The organism is Shewanella canadensis, assembly GCF_003966225.1.
Lineage (GTDB): Bacteria > Pseudomonadota > Gammaproteobacteria > Enterobacterales > Shewanellaceae > Shewanella > Shewanella canadensis.
In genome coordinates this window covers 461954-483111 of the sequence record NZ_RXNU01000001.1, presented here as the reverse complement: position 1 = coordinate 483111, position 21158 = coordinate 461954, and the positions used below count along the sequence as shown (strand labels likewise).

General features: G+C 44.4%; 19 protein-coding genes. 10 read left to right on the top strand and 9 right to left on the bottom strand.

Annotated elements, in window-relative coordinates; translation table 11 throughout:
• Positions 1–8: 8 nt before the first annotated feature.
• The 3 genes from EKG38_RS02125 to ohrR all read right to left on the bottom strand — a co-directional run bounded on the left by EKG38_RS02125 (position 9) and on the right by ohrR (position 3529).
• Positions 9–1673 (bottom strand): methyl-accepting chemotaxis protein, encoded by a 1665-nt coding sequence (locus tag EKG38_RS02125; protein WP_126518211.1) that lies wholly within the window; start codon positions 1671–1673, stop codon positions 9–11.
• A 146-nt stretch (positions 1674–1819) separates the two neighbouring features.
• Complete coding sequence (locus tag EKG38_RS02120; protein WP_126518209.1) at positions 1820–2995, bottom strand: glycerol-3-phosphate dehydrogenase/oxidase; 1176 nt, start codon at positions 2993–2995, stop codon at positions 1820–1822.
• Positions 2996–3076: 81 nt separating this feature from the next.
• On the bottom strand, positions 3077–3529 hold the full coding sequence (ohrR, locus tag EKG38_RS02115; protein WP_126518206.1) for a transcriptional regulator OhrR: 453 nt from the start codon (positions 3527–3529) through the stop codon (positions 3077–3079).
• A gap of 389 nt (positions 3530–3918) precedes the next feature.
• On the opposite strand from ohrR, the gene EKG38_RS02110 reads away from it, so the two are divergent.
• The 3 genes from EKG38_RS02110 to EKG38_RS02100 all read left to right on the top strand — a co-directional run bounded on the left by EKG38_RS02110 (position 3919) and on the right by EKG38_RS02100 (position 6466).
• Positions 3919–4374, top strand: coding sequence for an OmpA family protein (locus EKG38_RS02110; RefSeq protein WP_126518204.1), 456 nt, complete (start codon positions 3919–3921; stop codon positions 4372–4374).
• A 314-nt stretch (positions 4375–4688) separates the two neighbouring features.
• Positions 4689–6113 (top strand): cytochrome C biosynthesis protein, encoded by a 1425-nt coding sequence (locus EKG38_RS02105; RefSeq protein ID WP_126518202.1) that lies wholly within the window; start codon positions 4689–4691, stop codon positions 6111–6113.
• A gap of 155 nt (positions 6114–6268) precedes the next feature.
• Entirely contained in the window at positions 6269–6466 is a 198-nt protein-coding gene (locus tag EKG38_RS02100) for a cytoplasmic protein (protein ID WP_126518200.1), read from the top strand.
• Positions 6467–6578: 112 nt separating this feature from the next.
• Here the strand turns inward: EKG38_RS02100 and EKG38_RS02095 are convergent, their stop codons facing one another.
• The 4 genes from EKG38_RS02095 to EKG38_RS02080 form a co-directional block, all read right to left on the bottom strand.
• Positions 6579–7706 (bottom strand): GGDEF domain-containing protein, encoded by a 1128-nt coding sequence (locus EKG38_RS02095; RefSeq protein ID WP_246033053.1) that lies wholly within the window; start codon positions 7704–7706, stop codon positions 6579–6581.
• Positions 7707–7901: 195 nt separating this feature from the next.
• Entirely contained in the window at positions 7902–9470 is a 1569-nt protein-coding gene (ahpF, locus tag EKG38_RS02090) for an alkyl hydroperoxide reductase subunit F (RefSeq protein ID WP_126518198.1), read from the bottom strand.
• Positions 9471–9671: 201 nt separating this feature from the next.
• Positions 9672–10241 (bottom strand): alkyl hydroperoxide reductase subunit C, encoded by a 570-nt coding sequence (gene ahpC / locus EKG38_RS02085; RefSeq protein WP_126518196.1) that lies wholly within the window; start codon positions 10239–10241, stop codon positions 9672–9674.
• Positions 10242–10461: 220 nt separating this feature from the next.
• Positions 10462–11205: a spermidine synthase gene (locus tag EKG38_RS02080; protein WP_126518195.1), complete on the bottom strand. Its 744-nt coding sequence runs from the start codon at positions 11203–11205 to the stop codon at positions 10462–10464.
• A gap of 320 nt (positions 11206–11525) precedes the next feature.
• Between EKG38_RS02080 and EKG38_RS02075 the strand changes: the two genes are divergently transcribed.
• Positions 11526–12059 carry a DUF3332 domain-containing protein gene (locus tag EKG38_RS02075; RefSeq protein WP_126518194.1) on the top strand — a complete coding sequence of 178 codons (534 nt, stop codon included), beginning with the start codon at positions 11526–11528 and terminating at the stop codon, positions 12057–12059.
• A gap of 75 nt (positions 12060–12134) precedes the next feature.
• On the opposite strand, the gene EKG38_RS02070 is transcribed toward EKG38_RS02075, so the two are convergent.
• Positions 12135–12872 (bottom strand): dienelactone hydrolase family protein, encoded by a 738-nt coding sequence (locus EKG38_RS02070; protein WP_126518193.1) that lies wholly within the window; start codon positions 12870–12872, stop codon positions 12135–12137.
• An 87-nt stretch (positions 12873–12959) separates the two neighbouring features.
• A complete protein-coding gene (locus EKG38_RS02065; protein ID WP_126518191.1) occupies positions 12960–13949 on the bottom strand; it encodes a 2-hydroxyacid dehydrogenase in 990 nt (329 codons plus the stop codon).
• A gap of 227 nt (positions 13950–14176) precedes the next feature.
• Here EKG38_RS02065 and EKG38_RS02060 point away from each other — a divergent pair, with 227 nt between their 5' ends.
• The 6 genes from EKG38_RS02060 to EKG38_RS02035 all read left to right on the top strand — a co-directional run bounded on the left by EKG38_RS02060 (position 14177) and on the right by EKG38_RS02035 (position 21075).
• The gene (locus EKG38_RS02060) at positions 14177–14587 is read left to right on the top strand and encodes a membrane protein (RefSeq protein WP_012141171.1); all 411 of its coding nucleotides are present in this window, start codon (positions 14177–14179) and stop codon (positions 14585–14587) included.
• Positions 14562–15104: a class I SAM-dependent methyltransferase gene (locus tag EKG38_RS02055; protein ID WP_126518190.1), complete on the top strand. Its 543-nt coding sequence runs from the start codon at positions 14562–14564 to the stop codon at positions 15102–15104. The genes EKG38_RS02060 and EKG38_RS02055 overlap by 26 nt, the downstream gene beginning before the upstream one ends.
• Before the next feature lie 82 nt (positions 15105–15186).
• Positions 15187–15477, top strand: a complete 291-nt coding sequence (locus EKG38_RS02050; protein ID WP_126518188.1) for a hypothetical protein — start codon at positions 15187–15189, stop codon at positions 15475–15477.
• A gap of 160 nt (positions 15478–15637) precedes the next feature.
• Positions 15638–16315 (top strand): bifunctional tRNA pseudouridine(32) synthase/23S rRNA pseudouridine(746) synthase RluA, encoded by a 678-nt coding sequence (gene rluA, locus EKG38_RS02045; protein WP_126518186.1) that lies wholly within the window; start codon positions 15638–15640, stop codon positions 16313–16315.
• A gap of 176 nt (positions 16316–16491) precedes the next feature.
• Positions 16492–16953, top strand: a complete 462-nt coding sequence (asnC, locus tag EKG38_RS02040; RefSeq protein ID WP_012141167.1) for a transcriptional regulator AsnC — start codon at positions 16492–16494, stop codon at positions 16951–16953.
• 213 nt (positions 16954–17166) lie between these two features.
• On the top strand, positions 17167–21075 hold the full coding sequence (locus tag EKG38_RS02035) for a rhombosortase-dependent M36 family metallopeptidase (RefSeq protein WP_126518184.1): 3909 nt from the start codon (positions 17167–17169) through the stop codon (positions 21073–21075).
• Positions 21076–21158 lie beyond the last annotated feature (83 nt).

Sequence of the window (21158 nt, the reverse complement as noted above, 5' to 3'; positions counted from 1 at the left end):
CTTAACGGCTACACCTTAAACTGCCCGACCAGATCTCCAAGGTTATCTCCCTCCTGAGCCAGCTTCTGACTCACACCAGAGGTACTCTGACTCGAACTCATCAGCTCATTGACGATATCCTGAATCGCAAAGACGTTACGGTTAATCTCCTCGGTCACAGAGCTTTGCTCCGTTGCCGCGGTGGCGATCTGTGTACTCATATCATTTATCGATGTCACCGCCGATGTCACCGCACCCAAACTCTCTGAGATGGCTCTGGACGACTCAACCGAACGTAAACAGCTCTGCTGACTCGCATCCATGGTGCTCACTGCTTGTGAGACCAGGTTGTGAAGCTCACTCAACATCTCATTAATCTCTAATGTACTGGCCTGAGTCCTGCTGGCCAGGTTGCGCACCTCATCGGCAACCACGGCAAAACCTCGTCCCTGCTCACCTGCTCTGGCCGCCTCGATGGCAGCATTTAACGCCAATAGATTAGTCTGCTCGGCAATACCGCCAATCACGGTCAATACACTGTTAATTTTCTGAGATTGTTCACGCAGGGAGTTAATATGCTCTGCAGCCGTATCTATTTCAGCCATTAATGATGAGACTTCGGTTAATGAAGTATCGACGCAATCTTGAGCCGTGGTCACGTCTCCGGTCGCGGCGAGCGTTGCCTCAGCCACTTGCGAAGTATTTTGTGCTACCTCACTCGCGGTCGCCGACATCTCCGTAATGGCGGTAACGACCTGATCAGTCTCATTGTTATGATTAGCCAACTGCTCGGCCATCACCTGTGTCTGACGATTAATATCGTCGGCGCCACTCTTGACCTCTAAGGTGACATTAGCGACATCTCTGATGATCCCCTGCAGCTTATCGACAAACAGGTTAAATGCTCGGCCAAGTTGCGCTATCTCATCACGCCCCTCAATATCGAGTCGCTTAGTAAGATCTCCCTCCCCCTTGGCAATATCTTCTAAATTGGTCACCATATTTCTTATGGGATGTACCATTCGCTGCGCCGCGAAGAGCACGCCGGCTACGGTGACCAAACCTAACACTAAGGTAATAGCAAGTATGGTTAACGCTTTACTCTTCATATGTTCGGTGAGCGTTTGTTGAAAACCGGAGATCTCCTCTTCGATATCATCCATATAGGCTCCAGTACCTATCATCCAATTAGTGTTGGGGATCATTGCGGCATAACTCACCTTAGGAACTAACTCGGTCACACCGGGTTTTTTATGGTGATAGTGAAAAATTCCATCACCACTTCTCGCAGCATCCAGCAGACCGACTATGACTTTCTTACCATTGGGATCTGTCATACCTATGTTATTCATCCCCTCTTTTTCAGGCGTCACGCCATGGAAGATGTTGATCCCCTGTTCATCATAGATGAAGAAATAGCCCGACTTACCGAAACGAACTTTACGCAGTGCAGCTTTCGGATCCCCTCTCTCACCCAAGGACAGTTGATAAGCCACGATTTGGACGGCTATCTCGACCTCCTCTTGAAGCTGGTGCTGACGACCCTCAAGCAACTTTTCTCTGAAAGAGACAATATCTTGCTCTAGATTACTCGACTCGATCTGATAAGAGATGGCCATCAAACAGGTAAAGACTAACACCAAAGGAAGCAGTGCGAATAACAGCAGTTTATTTCTCAAACTCATGTTTAGCATCTCTATACTCTCCCTTAAGTTAACTTTTTGGGTAAATTAAGTGGCCTTATTGAATACAGTATAGAAGAAATGTACATTTGGTTATATTTTGAGCAGGAATATTCAGTCTTAAGAATGAGGATTTGAAGAAACCAGAGTTGTCTGCATTAATACAGTGGCATTTTATCTACATTATCGAGAAGGACTCTCTTTCCTAAAAGCCCTTCAACCCAGGCAACCACCTCTTTCGAGGTCGCTCTGAATGTCGTTAGCTTCCCGCCATAAAGGCTCAATATTCTTGGGTGGGATATGCGCTGTAATTGCAATATTTCTCTCGGACTCTCAAATGCACTACCACTGTGTTTGGGTAAGACTCTTACACCACAAAATGTCTCGACAATCAGCGCCTCAAGTTTTTCCACACTGCCTGAACCGGGAAAATAATGCCGATAGATACCCAGCAGGTAAAATTGCTCCTCACGAGTTGGCTGAGGTTGATGAGCTAAACACTCAATGCTTGTTTCTGTTGTTCCCAGTAAGGTCTTGCCCTTCCATGGCATAACAAACACAACCCTTTCATCGAAACATGACTCTAAGTACAAGATCCCATCGGGCGGCAGGATATCGAGTAGAAGATGGGTTCCTTGAACCAGCTCAACCTCCTCTTTCACCATAGGAGGGAAGACACAGTCAAGAACATCATTAACCCAGGGACCTGCGGCATTGATAACCGATGAAGCCCGTACCACAAACTCCTGATCCAGATGTGTATATTTCACTTCACAATAATCAGGCCTATGGGTTATTGATTCACAGGTAGCATCTTGTAATACCTTTGCTCCCAATGACTCAGCACTTTTAATCACGGCTTTGGTTAATGCTTTATCATCAGTTTGTGCATCCCAATATTGAAAAACAGCTTTTAATCCCTGGAGTTTTAGCCCTTTGATCTTTGACCATTGGACTGCGGGAAGACTCTTGAAGCGACCTAAGGGATCTAACTCGCTAAGTAATGCGTAGAGACTCAGTCCGGCCCGGACAGTCCATTGGTTGCGATGGCTATTGCGATAAACGGGAATGTAAAAAGGAATGGGCTTAACGAGAGTTGGAGCAAGGGTAAGCAAACTTCTGCGTTCGGCTAAAGATTTTCGTACTAAAGGAAACTGCCCGGTCTCCAGGTATCTCAATCCACCGTGGATAAGCTTACTGGAATTAGCCGAAGTTTGTCCTCCCACCTCCCCTTTCTCCAGTAGCAAGACATTGAAACCTGAAGCGGCAGCGCACTGAGCGATGCCAGCCCCATTGATTCCACCACCAATTATGATCACATCCACCTTTTCCACGACATCTCCTTATCGGTCCCGGCCTAAACTAACGACACTCTCCGGCAGGCCTTATGTTCAAGATAGCACGAACTCAATAGCTTATGACTTTTCGACCGCAAGTTCATGATAGACCTGATCACATAAACTCTTAAGCTGCACTAACGACTGCGTCGGTGTTCCCACTTTACAACGCATTAACTCTGGAATTTCCATTGCAGACTCTCTCAGCGATTCCCCTTCAGGCGTAATATGCAGCACCCTGACTCTTTCATCTTTTTCACTTCTCCCGCGGCTAATCAGCCCCTTTCCCTCTAACCTTTTTAGTAGAGGAGTGAGAGTGCCTGAGTCGAGGTGAAGTTTATCGCCTAAGGTTTTTACACTAATACCTTCGTGCTCCCAAAGTACTAACATGGTCAGATATTGTGGATAAGTAAGATCGAGTTTATTAAGTAGAGGTCTATACGCCCTCACCATGGCATTAGCTGCACTATATAGTGAGAAACAGATTTGATTATCGAGTGAAAGTGGATTGCTATCTTTTTCTGTAGTCATATTTGAGTAAAAATGTTAATTCAGTTGTGCACAATATACTTACATCTAATCAGTAAATCGATCACTTTGCCCAAAAAATACCTCTCTTTTCGAAAAATAATGTAAATTTTTAGCCCACTTTCACCGCCTTCGGTGCCATGAACCTACCGCCAAAAAATACCTTTCACTCAAGAAAATACAGATTCAGACTGGTGTGAGTGTCTGTCGGCTTTCAGACTCCTACAAGAGCAGGATAATTGACCTCATCCACCAATAGAAATTCTCATCTTATACTAAATTGATTTTCCTCCTGCATTAGCTTAAATTTGCGCCTAAAATATGGAATACAGTTAGCAAAAAATGGTAAGTCACCACTTACAAACCAGATAATGGCTTCAATGGAGTTGAAAATGAAAGCAGAAATCGCTGTTTTATTTCTGATGTGCACATGGAATGTCGCTGCGCAATGTGACAATAATATTTACCTGACCTCTATCCCCTACGCTAAAAATAGCTCCTACTTTCCATCTGAATACTCGAATAAGCTGGATTCTGTGCTTGAACAAACCTCGAATAACAAGGGGTATCTGTTACTCGAGTTTCAAGTCACTGAACAAGCTGATGAGGAGAGCAAAAAATACAATATGTGGCTGGCCGATCGCAGGATAAACAGAGTCAAAGAGTACCTGACAACCTCGAGTTATTCCTCACCTATCGTCAGCAAAATACTAACGGCAAGCACTCACGACAGACGTGATGTCAGTATCAGCTGGTGCCAGCCTTCGGAAGTTCAGAGCTCTAAGGCTATCGCCGCCCATGGCAAGCACAAGGTCTCTCAAAGCGATCTGAATCACGCCCCTGGCTAACATTAATCATGGTGATGTGACCAACATCAGTTTCATATCTCCCACATCCCATCATAATAGATGCCAGATTCTGTGTTTAATCAACATAAATACCACCGTGCTTAATTTCCATTAAGCACTATTTCGGTGTAAGCGACTCATAAACCCCGAATAAGTTTAATATTTTTTTATTAAACAAGCCTCAGTTCCCAAATCCGAATGTTTCGAGATTTGCGTTGCAACTATTGAACACAAACTTATCTATCACGCTAAATAAACGTAAAATATTAGTATATTCCATTATCCTCAATTGAGACCATCCCATGGGAGGGAACATGGCCAGAACCATTCTATTACTCATTTTTTTCTGCCTCAGCTCATTTTCTACAGTAAGTTATGCGACGCCAACAACTTCAGAGGCCACCCCACCTCAAACTTGGCATTACGTGAATGCGGATGGTGAGCTCAAGGTAAAGCTCTACTTTTTCTGGTCTAAGACTTGCCCTCACTGCGCCGAAGCTCATCCGTTTATCGACTCTCTTCCTCAAAGGTACCCCTGGATAGAGCTGGAGTCCTATATGGTTTCAGAGCCAGGCTCGATGAAGAAGTGGAAAGAGATCTCTGCATTAACGGAGACAGAGGCAAGATCGGTTCCCTATATGGCATCGTGTGAAAAAGCGGTGATTGGTTACAGCAGTGAAGCCGTTACGGGGCAGTATTTGCTTCAAAACCTCAAAACCTGTTATCAATCGTTAGGCGGAACACTCGATACTAACGACAGTTATCAGCCAGTCGCCTCAACGGCAACAAAGGATGCATCTCTGTTTGGTACCTGTAGTGACACTAGTGGAGATGAAGCCGGTGCTGGTACATGCGATCTTGGCCTAACTGAGTCTCCAGTTCATACCAGCTCGGTTCAACCGGTAGAGCTGCCCCTGATTGGCGTGGTAAACCCGGAGCAGCTGTCACTGCCTCTGTTGACCGTTGTGCTCGCTGGCGTGGATGCCTTTAACCCTTGTGCCTTCTTCGTACTCCTGTTTTTGCTTTCGATTATGGTCAATGCAAAGAGTCGAACACGTATGCTGATCGTCGGAGGCATATTCGTTTTCTTCTCAGGTTTCATCTACTTCCTCTTTATGATCGCCTGGCTGAATATATTTGAGCTGTTAGGCGCTGGCAGCGATGGTGGAATGATTATTCTCGGAGCGGGTATCCTGGCCCTGATCGCCGGTATGATTAACTTGAAAGACTACTTCTATACCAAGGGGGAGGTTTCACTCTCCATGTCGGCAGAAAACCGAACCGGGCTTATCAAGCGGATGGGGAAGCTCACCAATGCCAGTTCAATGGCGGCAATGATAGCCGGTACCGTTGTCCTGTCCATTCTCGCCAACGCTTATGAGCTACTCTGTACCGCCGGATTCCCGATGATATATACCAGTGTACTGGCAATGCATGAGTTACCGGATATGGAACGATACCTCTACTTAGCTTTTTATAATATCGTCTATGTCATTCCACTGGCGGCTATTGTTATCGCCTTCAGCGCAACCTTAGGCAAGCGCAAGCTCACCGAAAAAGAGGGACAAACTCTGAAGCTGATGTCAGGCATCATGATGGTAGGGCTCGGCGGAACGCTAGCGGCAGATCCCACCGCTCTGCAGAATGTCGCACTTGCTATCGGTCTTATTCTAAGTTCGATTCTGCTTACGTTCGTCATCACGATGACAAGAAAGACATTGGCAAAATCTAAGGGTTAAAGCTCTGCTTTAATGCTTTTTAACCACTAAAAAGGGTGCCCTTCGTCCGGCACCCTTTTTGATCGTTAATCGGATGTTCAAAATATTCGTCCGCTCATATTAAAGTTTACCAATATACGGCCGATAAACACCTATCGAGATAGTAGGAGAGCAGCATGGCAGTAACAATCGGTACCCCAAATTTAGAACCTAATATGAGCAATGGAAGTGTCGGTGTAAAAGTAGCTCAGCTGGCCAAGGGACAGCAGGAAGCCGAAGGTGAGATTGCACTCCAACTCATTCAAGCTGCACAGCCCGCAACTCCAACGTCTCCTGTCGGAAATTCAGGACACAATGTAAATATCAAGGTGTAAAAACTCAGTCATAGAAGCCGTTGACCAGCTAAAGGTGAACGGTTTTTTAGTTTACCCCCCCATAAAACCAGCTTCTGGCATTCACCACTGCCCCGGTAATCCCCCCAAGAGATTAACCTTCAACGTATCGGTCCCTACCCGTTGATTTAGCGCTGTAGAGTAGCTTGTCTGCTTCTGAGATAAAATCATCGGCGCTCATGCCCTCCCGCCACTGACTTACGCCCTGTGAGACGGTAATATAATTACCTAACTCTGAATCGGGGTGGTCTAACTTTATGGCCGCAAGTTTATCTCTGACATTTTGAGCAACCTGACAACTACCACTTAGATCGGTATCGGGAAGCAGTAGCACGAACTCCTCCCCCCCATATCTGGCGGCGAGATCTCGCGGACGATGACAGATACCGGACAGCACCTTAGCCAAGGCGACCAGACATTCATCACCCACTTGATGACCGGCGCTATCGTTCAGGCGCTTGAAGTAATCAACATCGATAAGAATAAGGCTCAAGGGATGATTATTTCTCTCTGAAGCCCTGATCTCCTGTGACAATATCTCATCGAAGTGACGACGATTGCTGATATTGGTTAAGCCATCAACCAGCGCCATTCTTCTGAACTGTGTTAACAGATATTGTTTTTCCACATCCCGGACGATCGCTTTCTTGAACCAGGAATACAAGACTTTCTGCCCCGTCACTAATATTGCCAAGATACAAAAAAGTTTCGTCGCCGGAAACAGAGGGTTTGAAGGTATCTCTATTAACCGGATAAAGAAACTGAACAGCATCAGGGGGAATACAGCCGCTAACATGACCCTTCTGTCGGGAAACAGTGCGATTGCTAAGGTTAACACCAGCACATCAACTAATGACTCTACCCCGGTTAAAGCGGCATGTTCAGCATACATTTCACCGCCATTTTCAAAAAGTTTCCAGAGTAAAAAAAACCAGGTAACCTCTAACGTAAATAGGTATAAAAACAGTACCTTATTCGAAACTTCAATGCCTTTAAATAACCCGAACATCACCGTACCAATCGAAGCAATGATCACGATTGGAGCTAAAAATACAGTTGCCTGATGCAGACTGAGCAAAGAAGTGGAGTTCATTTTTGTATTGGCTAAAAATACAACAGAAAGGAATAGTGATATGAGTGTTGCCCACACCACCCCCTTAACTAGGTACAGGTGGATCTCTCTTTTTAGCTGCGACTCAAATGATGGAATAGTGATATCCATAGCGATAATGCTGCATCCTTATTAGCTAAAAATATTACACCCTGATAAAGCGGCTCGTTTTTTAAACAAATATATCCTCATTATAAGCAGCTTAGAAAAAACACCCAAGCTATCCAGCTCATTATTTGACCAGAATCTGTAGAGCAAAAAAGCCAGCTTTTACGGCTGGCTTAGTTAAAAAAGTGGTATTAATTTTTACGCTGCGTCTTGCTCCAGCTCTGGTGCGCTATGCCTGATAAGATAATCAAATGCTCCCAAGGAAGCTGTCGCACCACTCCCCATGGCGATGATAATCTGCTTAAAGGCGGAGTTGGTCACATCACCCGCAGCATAGATACCAGGTACCGACGTCTCACCTTTACCATCGACGATGATCTCGCCTCTTTCGGTTAAATCGATTGTGCCCTTTAACCATTCAGAGTTTGGTATCAAGCCAATTTGAACGAAAATACCGGCAAGCACTACATGATGTGATTCACCCGTTGCTCTGTCTGTGTAATTGAGTCCGTTGACGCGTTTACCATCGCCGACAACTTCGGTCGTCATCGCCTGGGTAATAATCTCGATATTGCCCATTGAAGCCGCTTTACGCTGCAAGACCTCATCGGCTCTTAATTTAGTGTCGAACTCCAGCACAGTGACATGCTCAACGATGTTAGCCAGATCGATGGCGGCTTCGATGCCTGAGTTTCCGCCACCAATGACGGCAACACGTTTGCCCTTAAACAGCGGACCATCGCAATGTGGGCAGTAAGCCACACCTTTACCACGATACTCCTGCTCACCAGGTACATTCATTTCACGCCATCTTGCGCCCGTCGCCAGAAGTACAGTTTTACTTCTCACTACAGCGCCACTCTCCAGCTCCAGCTCGAACAGCTCACCGGACTTAAGGCTTAGCGCTCTCTGGTTATCCATGATATCGACATCATATTCATGAACATGAGCCTCGAGATTTGCCACCAGCTTAGGCCCTTCGGTGGCCTTAACCGAGATGAAGTTTTCAATACCTACAGTTTCGGCAACTTGGCCACCGAATTTATCGGCCACGATCCCGGTACGCAACCCTTTACGTGCCGCGTAGATGGCCGCCGATGCACCAGCCGGGCCGCCACCAACGACTAAGACTTCGAAAGGCTCTTTTTCCGCCAGAGCTTCTGCCTGGCGGGCTACGGCTCCGGTATCAATTTTATTTAAAATTTCAGTTAAGCTAATACGCCCTTGAGCGAAGAGTTCACCATTAAGATAAACCGAAGGTACGGCTAAGATATCTCGCTCAAAGACCTCTGTTTGAAACAGAGAACCATCGATCATCACGTTGGTGATATTTGGATTAATCGCCGCCATCATATTGAGTGCCTGCACAACATCCGGGCAGTTCTGGCAACTTAAAGAAACATAGGTTTCGAAATGGTATTCGCCCGGCAATTCCTTTATCTGCGCAATGATCGCATCATCGAGCTTTAATGGGTGACCGCCAGTATGAAGCAGAGCTAGAACAAGGGAGGTAAACTCGTGTCCCATAGGCAGTCCGGCAAACGTGATATCTGTCATGCTGTCTGCATTAGTCACTTTCATCGAAGGCATACGCTTGCCTTGGGCTTCAGAAATGCTAACTAATGGTGACAGACTCTCTATGTCTCGGGCTAATAACCTGAGCTCTTGCGCCTTAGGGCTGTCATCTGCAGACACGACAAGTTCAACTGGGCGCTTGAGGTTTTGCAGATAGGTGTTCAGTTGATTTTTAAGATTCGCATCTAACATGATAACTCCTGGAAATTGATACCACTGTCTTTGAGTATCAATGAAGAAAAGGGATATAAAAATGACTGGCTCGGTCATAGCAGGGGGATTGTCCGAGCCGGTTTGGAGATGAAACGTCACTGAAGTGACTGTCAATCAGTCACTTCAGTGGCCGGTTGTTTGGAGGTATATACTGGGTATATCTACCGGCTATCGGTTAATTTAGATCTTACCGACCAGGTCAAGTGAAGGTGCAAGAGTCTCTGCACCTGGCTGCCATGCTGCTGGACAAACTTCACCGTCGTGAGTAGCAACATACTGAGCCGCTTGGATTTTACGAACAAGTTCAGCCGCGCTGCGACCAATACCCAGGTCATGAACTTCACTGACTTTGATTTGACCTTCAGGGTTGATAACGAAAGTTCCGCGAAGTGCTAAACCGTCTTCTTCAATCATCACACCGAAGTTACGTGTGATAGCACCCGTTGGGTCACCGATCATTGGATACTGGATCTTGTTGATTGTATCTGAAGCATCGTGCCACGCTTTGTGGGTGAAGTGCGTATCAGTCGATACAGAGTAAACTTCGACGCCCATCGCCTGCAATTTCTCGTAGTGGTCAGCCATGTCGCCGAGTTCTGTAGGACATACAAAAGTGAAGTCAGCAGGGTAGAAGAAAACAACTGACCATTTACCTAACAGGTCTTTCTCAGTAACTGGTACGAACTCACCTTTATGGAATGCGGTTGCAGAGAAGGGTTTGATTTCGGTGTTGATGATTGATTGATTCATTTAAAGCTCCGTCAGAGGTTATTAATTCTTTCGACTGACCCAGTATCTGTTTGTCAGTTCGTTTTCGATGTGAAGATAATAATCAAGAGCATTAATTAAATATAACGAGTAAAACCTATCATCCTAATCGGTTTTTTAGAACCATTAAACTCAATGAATAGTTTGATGAATAAATAGACATAAACATGCACTTTATGACTAAAAACTGACTTAGTTGGTATTATTCCCAAATATCGAAACGCGTCAAAGAACGGCCCAGGGTAAAATCCAACTGCTGTGACAAACTGTGCGCCTTGGTCTTTAGCCCACTGCTGCTGATCTCTCTTCGAGTCTTACCCGCAAGCACCACCCAGTTTCCGCCGCCAGTCAAGCAGGCCCTAACTTCGCAGAAATGTTTCTGTAGAAGGTTCAGCAAAGCGCGGTTTTTGCTATGTTCCTTCCAACAATTCAGCACCAGAAACCCGTCAGGCTTGATCAATGACGCCGAATTTTCGATAAACGCTTCCGATAACTGGCTCTCATCCACACCGTCGGCACCATAAATGTCGGCAAAGATAACATCGGCCTTCTTATGATCGGCTTCCTGAAGAAATTGCGCAGCATCTTGATGAATGACGGTGAGCTTCTTACCAATCGGTAACTGAAAGAAGCACTTAGCCAACTCAATCACTTTTAATCTCAGTTCAACCGCGGTGACTTTGATACCGGTATCGAAATGACGAAGCGCATGGATCAAACCGCCGCCACCTAAGCCTAAAATAATCACGCGCTTAGGCTTTACAAACAACAGAACTAAAAGCATGGCTTGCAGATAAGTATGCTGAGGAATATGAGGTTCGAGCTTAAGTAACTTACTCTGCTCATCATTATCACCAAATGAGAGGACGCGCATATGTTTATCATCTAAGACCAGTAAAGGCCCATGTTCATCTTCGCATTGGTGAAGTATTTCTAAATCTGTCATGAGGTCTCCAAAAATTCGGCGTGTATTATGCGTCAAAACAACAAAATCACAAAACACTCGACTCCTCTTACTCGCCAAAAATTAATGACTCAAGAAGCGCTACAAGAGTTAACGGCATAACCCAAAGTGATGAATAAAAGAACGGGCTCTATCAATGAAAAACTAAATCCAACAGCTTTGATAACAGGCATGCCAAACAACACAGCAATCATCACCAAATCTCAACCTCGCATTGTGATCCGGCTCTCCAACATTAATTTTTTTGTCATTACAATCTTGCCGCCTTCACACCAACGACTCTCTCATAAACCAGGAACACGATGAAAAAGACCCTTATTTCAATCACGCTCGCCACCATATTAACCAGCCAACTTTCTGGGTGTATGGGGCAGATGGGCCTCAGTGCTATGCTTACAAAAGGTAATTTGAGCGCAGTAGATAACCGCTATGGCAGAGCCGGACTGTTCGTCTTGCTTAGCCCTGTCTATGGTTTAACCGCAACAGCAGATCTATTTATCTTTAACAGCATCGAATTTTGGACTGGAACCAACCCCATCACCAAACGCTCTCCAGCGGTTGTTGATATGCCAGTAGAAGCGATTTTTAAGGTTAATTCACATTTAAATAAAGAGCTCACGACAGCACCACTTCCAGAGATAAAACTGACCAATGCCACCATGGAAGCAACGAATGACGACACCTTAGTGATGACCTTAACCTTCGATGATGGCAGCCAGCAACAGATCTCAGGACATAAACGAGGGGAGCGGGTCGATTTCTATCTCGATAATGACTTTATTGCCAGAGTCAGTGTCGATGAGTTAGCTAGCTACTCCAGCAAGACTAAGGTTTAACTTAATTCAGATTTGGGCCAAGCGGAATGGCCCAACTCTGATTCGTGCAATATTAGCTACAGAGGAACCGCATGATTACTTAAGTAGACGATGGAAGAATGCCACAGATCCCTGATACATCTGCATAGCAATCGCTGGGTCATAACGAGCCTCACTATCACGCATAAAGGCATGTTGTGCGTTAACCTCGAGCCAGCTGAAATTCCTCTCTGCTTTTTCAAGGTTTGCATAAACCAGCTTACGCCCTTCGCTTGACACATGGGGATCTTGTTTACCCCACACCATGGTCAACTCTCCCTGAATATCTTCTGTTCGGGAAAGCGAGTCATTCCCCTTCTCACAAGGGAGTGTATTGGAGTGAATATCCGTAGCATAAAGACAGAAAGCCGCTGAGATATCCGGGTTAATGGCTGCACGATAGGCTAAGTGGCCACCAATACAGACCCCCATACTTCCAACGTAACTGGTGCAAAAAGCCTGACTTCTCGCGAAGTGAACCAATGCCTCGGTATCACTGTCATGATGCTCCAGTGGTTTGGCAAACTTATCTTCATTGCCTTTATCTTTGCCTGCATCATCATAGGCTAAGACGGTACCGATTGGGTTCAACTCATGAAACACTTCGGGAACAAGCACCACAAAGCCGTGCCCGGCCAGCATAGTGGCGGCTCTTGCGATGGGTTCTGTCTGCTGAAATATCTCAGAATAGAAAATAATGGTGGAAAACTGCCCTTCTGCGTTCGGACGATAAAGATAGGTACGCATCGTTCCGGTAGCGGTGGGAATATCGTGAACCTCTTGACTGACCATCATAATGTTAAACCCTCGGCTGATAGATTAATCATTAATCTATCAGCCAAATATCAAGATGTCAGGTAAAACTATAGATGGGCCGATAATTTAAAACAGCTCGTTAGGACAGGTCTCCCCCTTAACTAACTGCTCCACATTCATCAAGCTCGTATAAGCAATCGAACTTAGCGCCTCTTGAGTCAGGAAGGCTTGATGACCCGTGAAAATCACATTATGACAAGCCGATAATCTTCTAAATACATCATCTTGAATGATCTCATTCGATTTATCTTCGAAGAAAAGTTCTTTTTCATTCTCATAGACATCTAAGCCAAGCGAACCTAACTGACCCGTTTTAAGTGCTTCCATGGCATCAAATGCGTTAAGTAACCCACCTCGACTGGTATTGATCACCATCACGCCAAGCTTCATTTTTTCGAAGCTTTCTTTACATAACAGGTGATGATTAGTCGGAGTCAGAGGACAATGAAGGCTGATAATGTCACAATTCGGATACATCTCATCGAGGGATACATAATTGATACCTAAATCGGTCACGGCCTGATTAGGAAATGGATCGTGAGCCAGCACTTTACAACCGAAGCCCTGTAAAATCTTAATTGTGGCTAAACCGATTTTACCCGTGCCTATCACTCCCACGGTGCGGTTATGCATATTAAAGCCGACTAAGCCTTCTAATGAAAAGTTCGCATCCCGGGTTCGTTGATATGCCTTATGAACTTTACGATTCAGCGTGAGCATGAGGGCTATAGTGTGCTCTGCCACAGACTCCGGAGAGTAAGCAGGCACATTTACCACCCTGAGCCCTAATCTTTTGGCGGCATCTAAATCGACATTGTTGAAACCGGCACAGCGCATCGCAATTATCTTGGTGCCATTTTTCGCAAGTTCGACTAACACCTCTTCACACAGAGAATCGTTCACAAATGCACAGATGGCTTCGAAACCGTGCGCGAGTTTGACCGACTGCATACATAGACGATAATCGAAATACTCTATATCGGCACCGAAAGCCTCATTGGTGCTATCGAAATGCTCAATGTCATAGTGCTTTGCACTGAAAAATCCTATTTTCATCTCTTTCCACCCAACCCGCTGATTCACCTAATTTACTAGTATGTACGCTTTTTTATCCTTAATGTGCAAGCAATATCAAATTTTCACCTGGATTCTTTACCTCTCAATAATTTCTTTTATTGTGAGCTTTATTTTCTAAATAGGGTGAAGTTAACCTTCACAGTCGATAAATTCCTGATAAGCTTGCTCCACTTTCTTCTAAAACTTAGCATTATCTCTCCTCTATCATGAAAAAATCTAAGCTTTCTGAAAAACAGTTCTGGTTTCAAAGGATCGGCAAAACCAGCCTTAGGGCATTTCATATTCTTGGGATCACAGGTGCCGGTGGTGGTATTCTTCTTGGTGTTGCTCAGACCGAGTGGATCTTTTATTGGTGCATGGCCATGACGACCGGTTCACTACTGATGCTATGGGAGATTGTCAGAGACTGGCGCTGGCTGATACAGCTAAAAGGCGTGCTCACACTGGTAAAGCTAGGTTTACTGGCTCTTTTTATCCCCTTTTCGCATCTTAAACCGGAACTGCTAATAACAGTCCTACTCCTCTCCGTGGTGGTATCTCACGGCCCCGCTGGATTACGCCACTTTTCAGTTATTCATGGACGAAGAATCGATGCCAGAAAAGAAGTTAAAGGTTGAGCCTGAAGCTGCCGCCGAGTTAATCACCCATTTTGCGCCTCTCGAACCTCTTCCCCTTTCAGGAGAGATCTTAGATCTCGCTTGTGGTGGTGGAAGAAATGGCCTTTGGTTCGCTCAAAGAGAGCACAGGGTCACCTTTATCGACAAGTCACTAGCAAGTCTTGCTAATCGCTCTAATCGACATCGCTATCTGGAGTGGAACTTAGAAGATGATTCCGCCCCTCAACTGCCCCGAGAGCAGTTTGATGTCGTGCTTGTTTTCAATTATCTGCACAGGCCACTCTTCTCACAAATCAAAGCAACGGTTAAACCCGGTGGCTTAATTTTCTATGAGACCTTTACCGAGAAGCAGGCGGAGATCGGCCGCCCCAGAAACCCTGATTTTCTCTTAAAACCTCTCGAGCTCAGATCAAAATTTGATAAATGGGACTGTCTGCATTACTTTGAAGGAGAAGTAAGTACAAATAACAAGCAGAGCTTTAAAGCGCAGTTAATCGCTAGAAAGCCCATAAGCTAAAAGTTATAAGCCCACTGAGAAGATATACAAAGCAAAGGGATTGCTTCTCAAGCTTATGACTCACAACGTCACAAGGATGAATATGTTTCCATATCCAGAACAATATAGACAAGTAGTCCCCCCATTAATCACGGGGTTTATGGTTATCTGGTCGCTCTTGAGTCGCTTACTATTGGGTGAAAGTAGCAGTATCGCCTTCTATCCGCTGTTTATCCTCTTTCCTATTATTGCTCTGCTTCATGCGCAATTAATATGGCAAGCGAAGGGAATGGAAAGGCTGGATCAAGCCGCTTACGCCTTTATTCACCTCTCACTATCATTCGTTGTCTGGACCTTCTCATTGATGCACGTTAATGGTAGCGGCTTTTCTTAAATCATTTCTTTATAAACATCGAGTTATGAAAATACAGCATTCTAAAGTTTTACAACTCTCATCAAAGCTAAAAAATTTTACTGCAAACGGCCTTTTTTCACTTGCGTCCCCGGTCCGCTTACGGGTATCTTTGCCACGCATTCACACTTAGGTCCCTTTAATGTCTGACTTCGTATACTCACCACCGACTTCTCCCTGGCTAGAGGCAATCTATCAAGATAAAGATATTCTGGTTGTCAATAAACCCTCAGGCTTGCTATCCGTTCCCGGTCGGGATCCGGCTCATAGTGATAGCATCTTTACCCGAGTACTCGCCGAACATCCTAACGCACAGATAGTCCATAGATTAGATATGGCGACTTCGGGTGTGATCGTTGTGGCATTGAGAAAAAGTGCAGAGCGGGAGTTAAAACGACAGTTTCGGGATCGTGAAACGAAAAAGACTTACTATGCGCGTGTTGCGGGTCATGTGAAAGCGGATAATGGTAGCGTCGATCTCCCCTTAATCTGCGACTGGCCTAACCGTCCAAAACAAAAAGTCGATCACGATATAGGTAAAGCTTCACTCACACACTTTGAAGTAATAAGCAGAGCAAAACGATCGACATTAGTCAAACTGACACCGATTACAGGTCGCTCACATCAACTACGTGTGCACATGATGGCGATAGGACACCCCATACTTGGCGATAATTTCTATGCCGACCCGTTAGCCAAAGGATTAGCGAGCCGTTTATTGCTTCACGCACAAGAGTTAACCATTAAGCAGCCATACTCTGGTGAGGAGATGACATTTAACTGTGACACGCCTTTCATGGAAGCCGAGTCAGAGCAATAGTTTATCTAATTCAGATGGCCAAATAATCTCAGACTTTGGCCATCCTCCTCTCTTCGCCCCTCCCTTTCCTCTTTAGTCTAACCAAACATCTCTTAATAAATATGAACATTCAATGGCAATCCCAAAGCTAAAAGCGTAAATTAACTCATAATCATCGCAATAATAAGTATTTAGCCATGGAAACATCATTTCAAAGAGACAAACTCGATAACCAGATTCTATCGGCGCTGATGCAGGAAGCCAGAACGCCATTCGCCGAGCTGGCTAAACGATTTAATGTCAGTGCCGGTACAATTCATGTCCGTGTTGAAAAGATGAAACAGGCAGGGATCATTACCGGAGCGCAAATCACCGTTAACCCAAAGGCCCTTGGTTATGATGTCTGTTGTTTTATCGGGATCAATTTAAAAAGCGCAGGCGATTATCCAGCTGCAATATCTAAACTCAATGCGCTGGAAGAGGTCGTTGAAGCTTATTACACAACCGGTAACTACAGTGTATTTGTTAAGGTAATGTGCCAATCAATTGATGGATTACAGCATGTACTAATCAACCGAATTCAGTCTATCGATGAAATTCAATCGACAGAAACCTTAATTAGCCTACAAAACCCCATCGTCAGGGCTGTAAAACCCTAATAATAATTTATTTCTCTACTCATTCGCCTCAGATAAAACGACCAAAAAAGTTACACTTAATGTTTTTTTGGTTGCCAGAGTTAACAATTGCGCACATTTGTGTTACAAACAGTCCTTACTTCTCGAAACAGAGAGGGAATAAATAATAAGTAAACCATTACAATTGCCTCGCGGATACTCCCCCAAGGCAGATTATTGACAAGGAATTAAGTTGTGAAAACACAAGTATCTATTGCAGTTACAGCCGCTTTACTTTCGAGTGCCGCCATCGCCAGCAGTGATTTGAATGAATCGCCGAATTATAAATCATTTGATAATGCTCAAGTTATTCAAAAACAAAAACAATTAACTCATGTAGCTACGGCAAGTGGTATGAGCAATCAATATGATGCTCAATTAGGTAAAACAACTTTTCAATGGGCAAGTAAAAACCAGTCCGTGCCAAGCTTAGGTGCGCTCTCTTTAGAGAATAAAGTTGCATATGCTGCTGATTTTCACTTAGGTCAATTAACCGGGTTATCATCTTCCAAAAAAGGAATAACCCAACCTATCTTAGTTAATACTCATGACTTAGGTCGTGGTCCTATTATTGCGAAATATAAGCAAGAAGTTTCTGGTGTAGAAGTATTCAATCGTGAATTTAATATCATGATGGATCGTGAATTTAATCTTGTAGCGTCTTCAGGTTATTTTGCTTCTCAAAGAACGGCTAAATCGCTGACTTCAGCGATAAAAGATATGGAAGGGGCTTTTGGTGAAACATCAAAGTCAATAAATGCTGCATTTAGCGCAATGGGTGGCGATAGTAATTCTGTTACGTTAGTAGCTAAACCTTCGAATGACAAATATGAGAAATTTGTAGTAACGAATGCTTCTACAAATAAAATATTAGTTGGCGAGCCACGAGCTAAAAAAGTATTTTTTGAACATAAAAATAAATTAGTTGCTGCTCACTATGTTGAAATTGAAACCAGTGCTATCGACAGCCGTGAGTCAGAATATTTCAGCTATGTCATTTCCGCTAAAACAGGTGAAATACTGTTCAAGAAAAACCTAACCAGTCACGCAGATGATTTTAATTACCGTGTATATGCAGATGCAAACGGAAAACCTTGGGATAGCCCTCACGGTAATGTTATGCCGGCTCCAGCTGGAAGCGATGTAGACGCATACTTAACTGCACCTTATTTAGATGCACCTTTAGTGACCTTAAGTCATGGTCCAATTAGTACAATGGATCCTTGGTTAGCCGATGATGCCACTTCTACTATGGGTAACAACGTAACTGCTTATGTTGATGCAATTGCACCACAAGGTTTAACTAATGGTGATTACCTTGCTGATACCACCAGCAGTAACACTTTTGACTATAAATACAACGATAGCGAAGCCGAGTACTCTGTAAATAATCGTAACGCAGCTATCGTTAACTTGTTTTTGATGAACAACTATTTACATGATGACTATTATGGTCATGGTTTTGATGAAGCATCAGGTAATGCACAAGCCCTTAACTATGGTCGTGGTGGTGAAGAAGGTGATGCTATCAACGCAGAGGTTCAAGATCACTCTGGTTTTAGCAATGCCAACATGAGTACACCTGCAGATGGTGGTTCACCACGTATGCAAATGTATTTGTGGGAGACGACTCAAGCGGTAAATGGTGTTGATTTCGGCATAACAGCAACATCTCATACATCTATTGGCATGTTAGCAGACTTAGGCTTTTCAGGTTTTGGCCCAGATACATTTGAGGTGTCAGGAGATTTAGTCCGCCTTATTGACGACACAGCTCCTGTCAATGACGGTTGTGAAACTACTACAAATGGTGCTGCCTTAGCTGGTAAAATCGCAATGATTGACCGCGGAGCCTGTAACTTTACTCAAAAAGTCAAAAATGCCCAAGATGCCGGCGCTATTGCGGTAATTGTTGCTAACAATAAAGATGGTGATGCAACAATTACAATGGGCGGGGATGACGAAGCCATCACCATTCCTAGTATGATGGTTTCTCAAAACGAAGGCGCGGCAATTTATGCGCTTTTAGATGCTGATGAAACTGTATCAATTGATATGTTCAAAAATGACCTTTCTCGGGCATTTAAAGACAGTTCATGGGATAACGGCATTGTTGCACACGAATGGGGTCACTACATCAGTAACCGCTTAGTGGGTAATGGTTCAGGCCTCAGCAGCAACCAAGCGCGCTCAATGGGTGAGGGATTTGGTGATTTCCATGCTTTATTATTTGGTTCTGACTCTGCAGATAATTTAGTGGCTGGTAACGAAGATTATGCAGGTGGTTACGGCGATACGACTTATGTTCGTAGTTTTGTAAACGGTATTCGTCAATATCCATATTCAACCAATATGGATATTAACCCATCAACATTTGCTGATGTTGAAAAAGATCCTGAAGTTCATGGTTCCGGTGCTGTATATGCCGCCATGTTGTGGGATTCATTCATCGGTATGGTGAATGATGAACGCCATACATTTGATGAAGCTAAAGTTCTGATGAAGGGTTATTTAGTTGCCAGCTACAAAATGATGCCAATGGCGCCCACCTTTACCGAAGGTCGTGATGCCCTTCTAGCGGCTGCTTATGCTAACGATGTAGAAGATTACAAAGTGATACTTGCAGCGTTTGCCCGTCGTGGTATGGGACTTGGCGCAGTGTCTCCAAGTCGTTTCTCGACTGATCATGCAGGTGTTGTTGAGTCCACTAAGACAGTATTAGATACATATACAGTGACCGAACATGCATTAAATACTAACTATGAAGGGTTAACTCTAGGTTATTGTTCAAAAGACAACATCTTGGATAAAGGTGAGACTGGTACTGTTAGTTTTACAATTCAAAACGGCGGCAATAAAGCATTAACGGGTCTTACCGGAACAGTCGTTGCTGAAAGTGGACACGATGTGACATTTGCTAACGATGGTGTAATCACATTTGACGATATCGCGTTATTTGGTTCAACTGAAAGTTCTCCAATCGAATTTACGCTTAATGAAGCAGGTATTGGTGACGAGTTAGTACTTAAGTTTGTGCCTGAGCTTGCAGATGGGATGGAAGCCGATGAATACATGTTATCAACAGCAATTAACGTGGATTTTAAAACGCGTGAATTAGTTGGAACGTCTCAATATGAAGATCTAAATACGCTTTCTAGATTAAATGACTTCACTGAAACCGTTATGGCTGGTGGTGATATGGCCAAAGGCACCTTTGGTTTAGATCAATGGGATGACACAGATGGATTAATCTCTGCGACTGGCAATAGCTTTACAGCCGATGTTGCCTATGAAACGCGCCCAACCTCAGTTGGCTTTGATGGAGAATTTACAGTTAGCTTCTGGCATCTGTATAACTTAGAAGCGGGCTATGATGGTGCAGTTGCTGAAGTAAGCTTAAATGGAGGTGATTGGGTCGATGTTACCGCTATGGGAGCGACTTTTGTCGGTGATGGATATACTGATACAGGGCTCGATAATACAGAGGCGGCTATTGCTGGTCGTTCTACATTCTCAGGGTTCAATTATGGTTGGGAAACCATCAATTTTGGTGAGATCTTAAATGGCAACCAGGTGCAATTCCGTTTCCGTGTTGCAACAGACTCTGCGGTTGTACCTGATCCTGTATCTGGTTTCGCTTCAGGTTGGTATATTGATGACATTACGTTCACCAATACACAAACAAGTATGTTCTCTGATGTGGTAGCTGGTGATACTTACGCTTGCGATAACCGTCTCCCAACGATCACTGCAACAGCGAGTTCAACTCTTGTTAAAGAAGGCGATGCGGTCACATTGTCAGCTGTAGCCATTGATCCAAACGCTGGTGATACTTTAACTTACTCATGGGTGCAAGACTCGGGTCCAGCCGTAACAATTACTGGGGCCGATACAAAAGAAGCTAGCTTCGTTACTCCCAAGCTCGATCCTAAGCAGGCGATGAACTTTACCGTAACAGTAAATGATGGCACTTCAAATGTGACTAGCACTGTGAAAGTGAGCTTTGCAGCTGTTCCTAAGGTCGAAAATAGCAGCGGTGGTGGCTCTTTAGGCTGGTTATCTCTATTACTTGTGCCATTTGCAGCGTTCCGTCGCCGTAAGTAGTACGAAGGTGTAATATAGACAGCAATAAAATCTACACAAAAAAAAGCCATAACAACGTTATGGCTTTTTTAATTCTATTTTCC